At 44.7% G+C, this 12907-nt stretch carries 10 protein-coding genes; 7 read left to right on the forward strand and 3 right to left on the reverse strand.

All coding sequences use genetic code 11. From position 1 onward, the window contains the following. Positions 1–254: 254 nt before the first annotated feature. The 5 genes from AB3N61_RS14510 to AB3N61_RS14530 are packed head-to-tail and all read left to right on the forward strand — an operon-like array spanning position 255 to position 7825. On the forward strand, positions 255–6044 hold the full coding sequence (locus tag AB3N61_RS14510; RefSeq protein ID WP_367897925.1) for a beta strand repeat-containing protein: 5790 nt from the start codon (positions 255–257) through the stop codon (positions 6042–6044). Continuing rightward, positions 6041–6526 (forward strand): LIC_10463 family lipoprotein, encoded by a 486-nt coding sequence (locus AB3N61_RS14515; RefSeq protein ID WP_367897926.1) that lies wholly within the window; start codon positions 6041–6043, stop codon positions 6524–6526. Before AB3N61_RS14510 ends, AB3N61_RS14515 begins: the two co-directional genes overlap by 4 nt. Next, entirely contained in the window at positions 6513–6893 is a 381-nt protein-coding gene (locus tag AB3N61_RS14520) for a Bor/Iss family lipoprotein (protein WP_020770510.1), read from the forward strand. The genes AB3N61_RS14515 and AB3N61_RS14520 overlap by 14 nt, the downstream gene beginning before the upstream one ends. Beyond that, entirely contained in the window at positions 6881–7195 is a 315-nt protein-coding gene (locus AB3N61_RS14525) for an LIC_10461 domain-containing protein (protein ID WP_367897927.1), read from the forward strand. The genes AB3N61_RS14520 and AB3N61_RS14525 overlap by 13 nt, the downstream gene beginning before the upstream one ends. Before the next feature lie 39 nt (positions 7196–7234). Next, positions 7235–7825 carry a DUF2179 domain-containing protein gene (locus tag AB3N61_RS14530; RefSeq protein WP_367897928.1) on the forward strand — a complete coding sequence of 197 codons (591 nt, stop codon included), beginning with the start codon at positions 7235–7237 and terminating at the stop codon, positions 7823–7825. A gap of 27 nt (positions 7826–7852) precedes the next feature. Here the strand turns inward: AB3N61_RS14530 and AB3N61_RS14535 are convergent, their stop codons facing one another. Beyond that, positions 7853–8383 (reverse strand): SET domain-containing protein, encoded by a 531-nt coding sequence (locus AB3N61_RS14535; protein ID WP_020770497.1) that lies wholly within the window; start codon positions 8381–8383, stop codon positions 7853–7855. Between the two features lie 158 nt (positions 8384–8541). After that, positions 8542–9123 carry a hypothetical protein gene (locus tag AB3N61_RS14540; RefSeq protein ID WP_367897929.1) on the reverse strand — a complete coding sequence of 194 codons (582 nt, stop codon included), beginning with the start codon at positions 9121–9123 and terminating at the stop codon, positions 8542–8544. A gap of 182 nt (positions 9124–9305) precedes the next feature. On the opposite strand from AB3N61_RS14540, the gene AB3N61_RS14545 reads away from it, so the two are divergent. Beyond that, positions 9306–9713, forward strand: coding sequence for a GreA/GreB family elongation factor (locus AB3N61_RS14545; RefSeq protein WP_020770412.1), 408 nt, complete (start codon positions 9306–9308; stop codon positions 9711–9713). On the opposite strand, the gene AB3N61_RS14550 is transcribed toward AB3N61_RS14545, so the two are convergent. Beyond that, positions 9706–11937, reverse strand: coding sequence for a SulP family inorganic anion transporter (locus AB3N61_RS14550; RefSeq protein ID WP_367897930.1), 2232 nt, complete (start codon positions 11935–11937; stop codon positions 9706–9708). The genes AB3N61_RS14545 and AB3N61_RS14550 overlap by 8 nt on opposite strands. A 230-nt stretch (positions 11938–12167) precedes the next feature. On the opposite strand from AB3N61_RS14550, the gene msrA reads away from it, so the two are divergent. Next, a complete protein-coding gene (msrA, locus tag AB3N61_RS14555; RefSeq protein WP_367897931.1) occupies positions 12168–12800 on the forward strand; it encodes a peptide-methionine (S)-S-oxide reductase MsrA in 633 nt (210 codons plus the stop codon). Positions 12801–12907 lie beyond the last annotated feature (107 nt).

Below are 12907 nucleotides of genomic sequence, written 5' to 3' on the forward strand. Positions count from 1 at the left end.
ACCAATCTTGGATGCAAACGGCAGAACAACACTCCCGGATAGTTTCTACCCACTCAAGTGATAGTTTTTAGTAATTAAAACAAGTTCTGCGCATTTTAACTTCTCCCGGGCAACTCCCTCGGAGCATGTAAGTATTTACTTACAAAACTAGCCCTTATTATTTATTTTTTCTTGAAATAGTCGTTAGATATGTATCGTCCGATAGAATTAGGTCGATAGTAGAAGAATAGCAACTATCTTCCAAAGAGATATATATGAACTCCGGAATCAACCCCACCAAAAAATTCTACGCCGCGCTAGCGTGTTCATTCTTTCTTTTCCAAGGATGTGTTGCCTGGCCTTTACTTACCGGAGCTGTCGGGCTCGCGGCGGGAAAAAAAGGTGGAGGTGGATTATTCTTCCTTCCGGGTGGAGGAACTCCTACTTTAAGCAGAGTTGAGATCTCTTCTCCTAGTTCCAGTTTTGCCAAGACTACAAGTATGTCATTGGTTGCGACTGCTGCTTATTCCAACGGAACTCATAAAGATATCACTGCAGACGCTCTTTGGAGCACTAGCGATTCCAACATTATTTCTATGGCAGCGGGTGGACAAGCCACAGGTATGAATGTAGGTACCGCGGATATCGGCATCACTTACGAAAATAAAACGGCACAAATTTCTCTTTCGGTTACTTCGGCGCCCTTAAGTACAATTTCCATTTCCTGCTTAAACCAAACGGATAGTCTGCCCAAAGGTATTACTAGGCAGTGTACTTTAACCGGTAATTTTGCGGACGGTTCTAACCAAGACCTGACTAACGATCCGAATACTACATGGAGCACGGGAAGTTCTACTGTCGCTACCATTGATTCTTCAGGACTTGTGACTGCAATGGATCCAGGAACTACTACGATCCAGGCTTCTTATAATTCATTAAATGCAACTAATTTATCATTGACGGTTAGTTCGGCTGCTTTGGTTTCTATTGCAGTAACACCTACTAACAATTCTTTAGCTTTAGGAAAAACCCAACAGTATACAGCAACCGGAACTTATTCGGATAGTTCCAATCAAGATATAACGAATTCCGTAACTTGGAGTTCTTCCGATATCACTGTTGCCACTATCAGTAACACTGCAGGATCAAGAGGCTTTTTATCTACGGAAGATACGGGAACTTCTACCATCAATGCTACCTTAAATTCCATAACTGGAAGCACGAATGTAACCGTCACCGCCGCGGTTTTGGAAAGTATTTCTATTACCCCTTCAAACCCGAGCGCTCCTAAGGGGAGAAACTTAAATCTTGTTGCTACAGGTATTTTCTCGGATGGTCATAATGAAACCATCACAGATCAAGTTACTTGGTCCAGCGATGATACTTCTATCGCAACCGTGGATAACGGTTCCGGATTTGAAGGTAGGGCTTCCGGTATTAATGTAGGAACAGTGGATATCACCGCGGAAATAGGTGGGATTTCGGAAACCGTTTCCTTCTCCGTAACAGCAGCAGTTCTAGATTCTATCCAACTGACTGCAGATGATTCTTCCATCGCAAAAGGAACAAGCACCACAATCTTAGCAACAGGAGTTTACTCTGACGGAACTTCTCAAAATATCACCGGTTCCGTTTCTTGGAGCAGCTCTCAGACTTCCGTTCTGCAATTGGGAAGTTTAACGGCTACCCCTAAAAAGCAGGTACATTCTCCTAATAATGGATCCTTAGGAACATCAACCATCACCGCAACTTCAGGAAGTATCAGTGGAACTGTGAATATCACCGTTACTGCTGCAAGCTTGGTCTCCATAGCGGTGACCCCCACGAATCCAAGTGTGGCAAAAGGGCTGACCAGGGACTTTACGGCAACCGGAACATACACAGATAGTTCCACGCAGAACTTGACAACATCCGTTACATGGGCTTCTTCCGATACGAGTAAGGCGACTATCAGTAATGCTTCCGGAACGGAAGGTAGAGCTACTGGTGTGGCGGTTGGATCGTCGAATATCACGGCAACTTTGGGATCGATCACTTCCCCTTCTACCACTCTGACGGTAACCGCTGCGGTTTTACAGTCGATTACGATCACTCCTTCCAATCCGAGCGTTGCAAAAGGTAGATCCGAAAATTTAAGCGCTACAGGAACTTACTCGGATAGCACTACTCAGGATCTGACCACTCAGGTGACCTGGTCTAGTTCCAGCAATTCGACTGTTGGAGTTAGTAACGCAATCGGAACGGAAGGAAGGGGTACAGGCGTTTCCGTCGGATCTGCGACAGTCACTGCAACCTTAGGTTCCGTCTCCAATTCGATCACGTTTACGGTAACTTCTGCGGTGCTGGATTCCATCGAAGTGCATATAACCGATTCTTCCATCGCGAAAGGAACTTCTACCCTTGCGGAAGCTACGGGCACTTATTCGGATGGGACTACTGCGGATATCACCGACCAGGTAGTCTGGGGAAGTTCTCAGACATCCATCATCCAATTGGGAGTTTTGACAGCCGCTCCTAAAAAGACATTAACTTCTCCTAATAATGGTTCTTTAGGAACATCCAATATTTCCGCAACCTTGGGAAGTATTAGCGGTAATACAAATTTGACCGTGACTGCGGCCACTTTAGTCTCTATCCAAGTGGATCCTACAAATCCAAACGTTGCCAAAGGACTCACTCAAAACTTTACTGCTACCGGTACTTACACGGATACAAGTACTCAGGATCTGACTACTTCCGTCACCTGGGCTTCTTCCAATACAAGCAGGGCTACTATTAGCAACGCGGGAGGAAGTCAAGGTCTTGCTACAACACTCTCGACAGGAACCACTAATATCACTGCTACTTTGGGATCGGTCACTTCTCCTGCAAGTGTGTTGACGGTAACTGCTGCCGCGCTTACGAGTATTACGATAGCTCCTTCTCCGACGTTAAACATCGCGAAAGGACGCACTCAAGATTTCACTGCTACCGGTCATTATACCGATAGTACTACTTCGGATCTGACTACTCAGGTGACCTGGAGTTCTTTCGACCAAACTAAGGCAACCGTTAGCAATACTTCGGGGTCAAACGGTAGATTAACCGCTCTACAGGAAGGAAGCACCCAAATTTCCGCAACTTATAACTCCGTGACTAGTACGGATACGGCAGTTACAGTGACTGCTGCAGTCCTGGATAGTATCACCATTACACCAACTAACTCTAGTTTGGCGAAAGGATATACGACTCCGTTTACGGCAAATGGTGTTTATTCCGATGCGACCACATTGGATATTACCACTCAGGTTACCTGGGCTTCTTCCAATACTTCTTCTTCTACGATCAGCAATTCGAACGGCAACGAAGGTGTGGCCACTGCGGTTGCGGTTGGGACAAGTACGATCTCTGCGACTTTAGGTTCCGTATCTTCTTCTACCAACTTTACTGTGACTGCTGCGGTATTAGTATCTATTGCGGTGTCTCCTACGAATAGTAACGTATATACGACTCAAACCAAGGATTACACTGCGACCGGAACTTACTCGGATTCCACAACCCAGAATTTGACAACATCCGTTACCTGGGCTTCTTCCGATACGAGTAAGGCTACCATCAGCAATGCTTCCGGAACGGAAGGTAGAGCTACTGGTGTGGCGGCAGGAACGATCACTATTTCTGCGACCAGCGGTTCAGTCAGTGGAAATACTCAATTGACCGTGGTATTCTTGGATACCACAGCTCCAATAGTGTCTAATGTGGTTTCTTTGAGCCCGACGACCGTGAGGGTAACATTCTCCGAGTCGGTGGACTCCACTCAAGCAACCACCGCTTCGAATTATAAATTGGCCCTGACCTCTGCGGTAAGCGGTTCATGTTCGGATAATAGTAACTTCTCCTCGACTTCCAATATTTCGGTTTCTTCCGTAAGCGGAAGCGGCGCGATCTATACTTTGACTTTGGCTTCTTCACAAAATTCCGGAACCAACTATACCGTAATCGTGAATAAGAGCGGCATCCAAGACCTTTCCGCAAGTCCGAACAATTTAGGTTGTGCGAACTACGGAGACTTCGTGGGACAGGAGCAGTTGAAAGTCAGCTCCGCTTCTTGCGCAAGCACTGGAACCGTGATCATCAACTTCTCCAAACCGATCAAATCCGGAAACAATGTGAACGGCTCCGCAGAATGTAGCAGTACTTCGGAATGTTCGAACCGTTACGCTTTTGTCGGAACCACGGATCTAGGCACCATCAGTTCCGCTAAGATACTAGATGGTATAGTTTGCGGTGGAGCGGCAGCGGATTCCGCAAAAGTTTGTGTGACTCATAGCCTATTGCAGACCGGCGCACAATATACGATCATAGCCGCGAATAACGTAAACGGTGATGGGTTCGACAATACTTCTTGGGGATCTATCCGTGATTCCGGAGATTCTGAAAACATCCAATCTTCTCCGAGAGACCGGGCTTCCTTCTTAGGTTGTGGAACTTCTCCTGTAAACTTTGAGGACGGTCCGATCTCTATCGACCCGAACGGTTCTACATTCGGATATCTGGCGGACTTCAATAGTAAGATCTATACGGGACCAAACAACGCAGGAAACGGAGCATTACGTTTTGCTTACGACGGTTCCAACCCAGAATCGGTCCAATTCTCCTTTGTAAAAGATACGAATGGTCAGAATTCCGATTCTTCCAACGTTAGTTCCAACTCCGCGACCACTCGCGAGAATAGTATCGCAGTTCCACCTTATGTGACCTTAGGACACTCAGGCTGTACCCAAAATGATGCAACTTTGGCAAACGGTTGTGGTCCGGACAATGAAAGTGGAAGAGGAATTTTTACCACCGGTTCTTTGGCAAGTAACCCTTATATCTTCATCGCGGCAGCAAGAACTGTTCCGAGTGGGTCGAATTACAACTTCGATTATATCTACTATTCGAACGATACTTCCACGAACCTAAATTACAAATACATAGATATGGGCTCTATCACCGGAACTGTAACTGCAGGTACTTCTTCTATCAGCGTTCTGAACGATCGAGTATTCCCCGGTTTTGCTAAACCAAGTAATGATGGAAGTGGAACCGGCGGGGGATTGAATGCCCCTGACTTCGGATTTATCACCTTTAATACGGCAGACACAGGAACAGGAAACTGTACTGCGGGCTCCAACTGCGATGCGTATGATGGTAGTAACGGTAGAAGAATACGTATCGATTATATGCCGTATTTCGGGGGCCCTTCCAACGGAGGAAACGGTAACGTAAACAGCAGTCCGAACTGGGGATATTATATCGGAGTAGATTCTTCCATAGTCTTTAAGAATAGGATCTATGCTGCAAATGGCGGCCTTCATGCGGTTGGCCACAACGGTTCGATCATTCGTTCCAATTCGGCAAACCCGACAACCGCTTGTTCCACTAAGAACACTTGTGCGGATTGGACAGAAGTAGGACCAAGATCCAACCAAAAATGGCATAACAGCACCACGAATAATTGGTTCTCTTTGGAACTTGCAAAATTCTACGATCTGATCCCAGCAGATAGAGCATTCGCTCAATTTGCGGAATACAACGATAGACTGTATGTTACTCGAACCATCTGTATCCAAGGAACGCAGGCAACCGGGATCCGCACATCTGCCGGAACCGTAGCAGGATGTACCGACGGAACGGATACGAACCGAAGAGCTCAACTTTGGAAATGTGATCCTACCGCCACCGGGGGCAGCACTGAATGTGATGCCGGGGACTGGACGGTAGTGGGAGATGACGGAAACGGTATCACCAACTTCGGAGATTCCACGAACAAGACGATCACAATGGTGGCTAAAAACGGATCTTATCTTTATGTAGGATTCGATAACCCGAACGGTATCCGTATCTATCGCACGAATACGGCCAACCCTGGATCCGCTTCTAACGTATGGACTCAGGTGGCAAATGGCGGACTTACGGATGCTACCAATGTGCAGCAGATATTTTCGGCTGTTTCCGTATACACCGGCGGAGTCTATTATCTCTATGTGAGTGTTGGAAAGAACAATACACCCGTCAGAGTATATAGACAGCAAAACTTATGAAAAAGATATTAGGCATCAGTTTCGTATGCGGCTTATTCTCTTTGGTACTTCTCAATAATTGTAGGGAAGACCAAAGATACGAGCCGTTACGTTTTGAAAAAGTCGCCAAAGCGGAAACTTCCGCTTTCCAAGCTCAGGTGGACGGGACGATTCTATCCGGCTCTTGGGAATATAGATTTAGGATCAAACAAGCGGATCGGGTTTCCTTAACCATTGAAGTATTAACGGATAAACCGGACCTGGGAGTGTCCTTGTCCAGAAAAGGGATCTTATTCGATTCTAAGATACAATGTGGGGATAAGATCAGCCAACTTTCTCCTTGCAAACTCGAAATAAATAATCCCGAAAAAGGAGATTATTCCTTGGTATTAAACCACCTTTCTACCGATCCATCGGAAGTTCTTTCTTATAGAATATTCGCCGCCGTGCATGGCCCAGGGTATGCCTCGGTAATTTGGGAGGAAGAAGTTGCGCGCAGATAAAATTCTACCAATACTCGGGATCGTACTCTTAAGTTTGGGATTCGGAGAATCTTGCAGACATGCAATGGTCCGTTATCCTCAAAGTCCTCCGGAAGCATGTAGGATCTATCCTACTTCCAGAGAATGTAAACGTGCTTTGGATCTAAGGTCGGCCCAGGCGGAACAAGGGGGAGAAGTCCATAAGGTCCAACATACTTACTACTTCTTCGGACTGTATCCGGGAAACCTGGTCTTAGACACTTCTAAATACTGCGCAGAAGGACCTAGATCTGTTCATCAGTACACCAGTTTTTGGAACGGGTTTTGGGAGCAATTGACTCTCGCGATCTATTCCCCGCAGACATTGGAGATAGAATGTTACAGATAACCAAAATTCTAATATTACTTTTGGCCCTTGGATTTTCCGTAACCTGCCACACAACCACAGTGGTACATAAGGGAGAAGATACTCCATACGCATTGGCAAAAGAAACCCCGGGTCCGGATAAAAAAGCTAAACAAGGAAGTACCGTTTTCGGGATCTATTCCACTACTGCACCGATGGAAGCGAACTGCGACAGGAACCATCCTGAAGTGATCATCAAGACAGGATTTGTGGACCTAGTCATTCATACACTGATCGGCCCCTTCTATACAACCAAAACCGTCGAGGTGTACTGCAAACCGTAAATTGCTGGTCAAGCGCTAAGGTTCCTCCAGTATAATCGAATGCCTGACTGGGTCTTCGATTATCTAATTTTACCCCTCGGAATTTATTTTGCCAGAATGACGGATGTAAGCATCGGTACTGTCCGCATCATACTCATCTCCAGGGAAAGAAAGATCCTGGCGGCCCTTCTTGGTTTTGTAGAAGTGCTTCTCTGGTTGATCGTAATCACGCAGATCATGAGAAACCTAAGCAATGTATTCTGCTATATAGCTTATGCGGGTGGATTTGCTACCGGCACTTTTTTAGGAATGGTAGTCGAAGAAAAACTAGCCCTAGGACATTCACTCATCCGTATCATCGTTCCGGAAAAAGGAGAAGAGATCGTCCAGAACCTGGCCCAAGCAGGTTACCGCACAACAACCGTGGAAGCCCAAGGAGTGAGAGGACCTGTTAAAGTCATTCTATCCTTATTAAGGAGAAAGGATATACCCGTAGTGCTTGGAATACTGAAAGAAACGGCTCCTGGAGCCTTTTATACGATAGAAAATGCCCGTAAGACAAGCGATCCGGAGCTGTGGAAAACGTCCGGGCAGGAAGGAGAAAGTTTTGCCCGCATCCTATGGAGAAGGCAATCCAGGATCAGAAAATGATCCCGGATCTAGAAACAAGAAAGTCCCTTAAGCAGGGACTTTTACCAAGATCTTCTTAATTTCCTTATGCATGAAGGTAGGAAAATTGAGATTATACTGAGGTAGTAATAGTCTCCAATCATCCTTACGGATGAATTTGCGGCAGTTGGTCGCACCACAAGCACATTCGAAAGTCTGGTCAAAGTTCACTACAAAGTTACCGTAGTCTATGGTAAGTTCTTCCCCAACTTCTATATCCCTTTTGGCTATAATATTATCCGTTTGATCGTACCACATATTCGGATCGCAGGAATGGTTCATAAAGTTGGAGTGATTGATAACAAATTCAGGTCCGGAGGGGCCGGTGACTAGGCCAAAGTCTACATCATAGCCGTATTTCATGAAGATTTCCTTCTCCTCTTCCGGAAGTTCATCGGCTTCCGAGACGGAGAGTACTTTCCATCCGAATTCCTCATCTTCGATCCATTCACTGTAGCTGAACAATAATGTTCCCTTAGCGATTGGTTGAGAGGCGAAGATTCCGTTTTCCCCGAACTTGTTCGTGCGTCTTTCGATCATGCAAGATAAACCTGCTCTTCCCCATTAGGGGCAAAATTTTTATCAGTCAAGACCGAGATCGAAAAAACTTCAATTAAAAATATGAAATACCCCCTAGCTGGGCCCCCAAAAAAAAAGACCCGTCCCAACCGGTCCCGATTCATACTTGGAAAAAAATTTCAAACGCCTCTGTCAGGAAGAAGATCAGAAATCAGTTCGTAAGTCCAATCCCCGTACGGATCTTCTTCCCTCTTCTCACTCTTGAGAGACCTCCAGTCCTTTCCCTTTCTTTCCATGACTAAAGAAGAAATTCTGAAGAGAGAAGTACGCCCACTTGCCTCTTCTAGTCTAGAACTATCCCTCCCAATTTCTAGAAAACAAGTCAGAGGAAAAATCCTGCTCCAATTTTCCCCCAAACCTAGGATGGCCTTTTCTAGATCATCGGACCCCGAACCTAGAGTTAGTCTAGTAACATCCACAAAGATAGGAATTTCTCTCCCCGCATGACCGAGAGTACCGGATCGGATCTCTTTGCAGAAGTGAACTGCTTGGGAAAAATTTTCCGCGAAGCCCAACACGGCCGAAGAGTGGTTATTGGAAATTCTGGAGATCATTCTTCCGAAACTGAGTCCGTCTTCGAGACCCAAACTTCCTTTGGGAAGGATTAGTATGGGTCTAACGTCTTTCCGGACCAGACGAAACAGGTATTTAACTAAAGCGAAGGATTTATTTCTAGTCGGCTGGAACAAAGTCAGGAACATGTCTTCTTCTTATGTCGAACAAAACTTATCTTTCGTTTAGTATAATTTATTCTAAAGAATGGAATTCTATGTCGCATAAACGAATGCAATTTTCGTAAAATTCAAGAAAAGGAAAAAGGCTTGAGTACATTTTGCGGATATGTAAGTTTCGGATTTGTTTTATAAGGGAGGCACCGTCCGTTATGAGTGGTAAAAGATTTCTTTCTAAGATTGATCATCAAAAGATTCTCTCCACTCTTGAGGTTTCCGCCCAATCCAAAGTAGTCCAACCGAGCATCTTAGAAATTATACGTAAGACTTTATCTAAAGCCAAAAAGATCGATCAGAACCAAGTTCCCCAAGACCTGATCACTATGAATTCCAAATTCGTGCTCAAAGATTTGGGTAACGCGGAGGCATTCCAATTTACCTTAGTATATCCTGACGAATATACTGAGAATGCCGCTTCTCACGGAAAACTTTCCGTTTTTTCCGCTCATGGTTCCGCAGTACTCGGTGCAAGAGTGGGAGAAGTAGTCCGTTGGGAGATAAACGGAATGGACAAATATCTCAGAGTCCAAGAACTACTCTACCAACCGGCGGCTATTTAGGATAACCGTACAGTCCGCTCAGCTCCTTGTGTAGAATATCCTTATAATCCACCTCGCTGATCTGCCCGTTACGGATATCGTACACCCAACCGTGTATTTCCGGAAAACCATACTTAGCCAAAGCCGTCTGGATCATTCCTGTCTTATATAAGTTTACTACCTGTTCCGCAACATTCAGATGAATCAGCCTTTCTTCTCTTTTATCTTCCGGAAGAGCATCCAATTCGTCCCTGTGTTTAAGATACACATCCTTAATATGAGTGATCCAATTATCTATAAGACCGGTGGACTTTCCTTGAAGAGCTGCCCTAACCCCACCACAACCGATATGACCGCAAACAATGATATGTTTTACGTTCAATGCATCGATCGCGTACTGGACCACGCTGAATAGGGACATATCGTCGACCGAAACCACATTGGCGATATTTCTGGTTACGAAAATTTCTCCGGGATTCGTCTTAGTGATCACATTTACCGGTACACGTGAGTCGCTACAGCCGATAAACAATGTTTGAGGCCTTTGTCCTTCCGCATGCCTGGAGAAAAACTCGGGGTCTTCCGCAGTCTTCTCCTCAACCCATTCTTGGTTATTTCTCAATAATTTTTGATAAGACTCGCTCATCTCTTTTTTCAAGGATTCGATATCATTTTCCATATTCGGTATCCCTCCTAAAATCACCGTTATTCCTTTACGGTGGGCATTTTTTCTAAAGTCGTGGATCAGTTCTCGAATATCCTGATCCATATGAAGTGTTCTAGTTCCGTCTATCTCCAAGGTGATCCCGGAAGGTTGCTCCTCTAAGACGGCTTTAATACGGGCCTTATGCAAAAATCCGAGAATTTCCCCTAGCATGATCCTTCGAAATCTGCCATGGTTTTCGACCATGATGATAGCACCTTGGTTATCCCTATATAAAGCAAAGCCCAAAGCCACCAAGATCCCGCAGAATGTCCCGATCAGAACGTTCGTGAAGAACGTAACGACTACGGTCACCAAAAAAGGTAAGAACTGGGAATATCCCTTTTGGAACATTAGGCGGACAATCTCCGGTTTTGCGAGTTTGAGACCTGTAAAAGTCAATATCGCAGCAAGAGATGCTAACGGAATGTTATTCATAAATTTAGGAAAAAGTAATACACTTATCCCTATCCAAACTCCATGGAATATTGCCGAAAACTTGGTCTTTGCACCGGAAGAAGCGTTTACGGTACCTCTGACCACCACACTAGTAATAGGAATACCACCTGCGAGTCCACAGGCCATATTTCCCAACCCTTGGGCAATCAACTCCCGGGACATGGGAGTTTTTCGATTCTCCTCGTCCAGTTTATCCACCACTTCCACGGAAAGTAAGGACTCTAAAGAAGAAGCAAACGCGATGGTTAATGCTAAGATCCATACGGGGCTCTGGTCCCAATAGGAGAAGTTCGGAAAATCCAAATGAGCAAACAGTTCGGAAGAATTCTTAAAAATAGGAAGAGTGACCAAATGGTCCTGGCTAAGAGCTCCGCCAGGAAGCAGATGCCCTAAAAATAAATTCATGCTCGTTCCGATTATGATCGCGACCAACGAAGCAGGCACATATTTGAATTTTTTAGCGAAGTATCTATCCCAAATCCAGAAAGATAAGAGGGATATCACTCCGATCACCAAGACATTGGTTTGTAAATTCCGAAAAGCATGCATGAGCAGCGTCAAAGAGTTTGTTTCCTTTGATTCATGAGGATCGTGGTAGGTTTCGTTGATATCCTCTTTAGTGATATCGAATTCCTCTACTCCGAACTCTTCTACGTCGTAACCGATCAAGTGAGGCAATTGTTTGATGATCAGAAGTAAACCGATCGCGACCGACATTCCTACAACGGTAGCCGAAGGGAGATAAGCGGCTAATGCTCCACTTTTTAAGAACCCAAGCAAAGCTTGGATCATTCCCGCAAGAAACAACGCAAGAAGGAATGCGTCGAAACTCCCTAAGTCTTTGATACCGGAAAGAACGATCGCTGTCAAACTGGCCGTCGGTCCCGATACACTTAAGGCGGATTTACTGAAAGTTCCTACTACGATCCCACCTATAAAACCGGAAATAATTCCGGAAAATAAAGGAGCCCCGGACGCATGAGCGATCCCCAAACAAAGAGGGATTGCTACTAAAAAAACTGCGATACTCGAGGAAAGATCGTAAGGAAGGTTGGAAAGAAATTGTTTCGTTTTTAAATTCATTGATACTCGCATGGTAGGATCCATTCTATTTAGAATAAAAACCGAGAATCGGAAACAGAAAAAAATTCCGTAACTTTTTCCGACGTCAGTCGAAAGTATCCATTGGCTAGTGAAATTGAAGCAGCTTGTCTTTACCAGACTTTTTTGAAAAAAATCAAAATATGAACAATTGATCGGCGAGAATAGCTATAATAAAAATACGTAAAAAAAATGAAACATAGAGGAACCCGATGGGAATAAATTTGTTCAAACTTATAAGATTAGAATCCATAGTTATAACTTTCATAATATATGGTTTTTCGAATATTGTTTATACTAAAGAAATTCCAAAATTAGAAACAGCCATTTTTGCAGGAGGATGTTTCTGGTGTATGGAGGGTCCGTTTGAAAAACTGCCCGGTGTAATATCCGTAATTTCAGGTTATACCGGCGGAAAAGAAAAAAATCCCACATACGAGGATGTAGGTTATGGAAGAACGGGACATAGAGAATCCGTACTTATCACGTACGATCCGAAAAAGATCGAATACTCAAAACTTTTAGACACATATTGGAGACAGATAGATCCGACAGATCCGGGTGGACAATTTGCGGATAGAGGTAACCAATATAAAACTGCTATTTATTACAAGAACGAAGCGCAAAAAAAACTAGCCCAAGAATTTAAGGATAAGATAGGAGCTTCCGGAAAATTCTCCTCTCCTATCGTTGTGGAAATATTACCCGCTTCGGAATTTTATCCGGCGGAAGAATACCATCAGGATTATTATAAAAAGAACCCCGCACATTATAAACAATACAGAAAGGGCTCCGGGAGAGAGGATTACGTTAAAGAAGTCTGGGGCGGAGAGACGCAGAGATAAAAGAGGCACTAAGTTTATTCACAAGAGGCACAGAGCCGCGGAGGGAGTTCGAGTATTTAAGATGAATTCTTTCAAAACATTTCTCTGCGTCTTCGCGTCTCTGTGTG

The sequence above is a fragment of the Leptospira sp. WS58.C1 genome (assembly GCF_040833995.1).
GTDB lineage: Bacteria > Spirochaetota > Leptospiria > Leptospirales > Leptospiraceae > Leptospira_B > Leptospira_B cinconiae.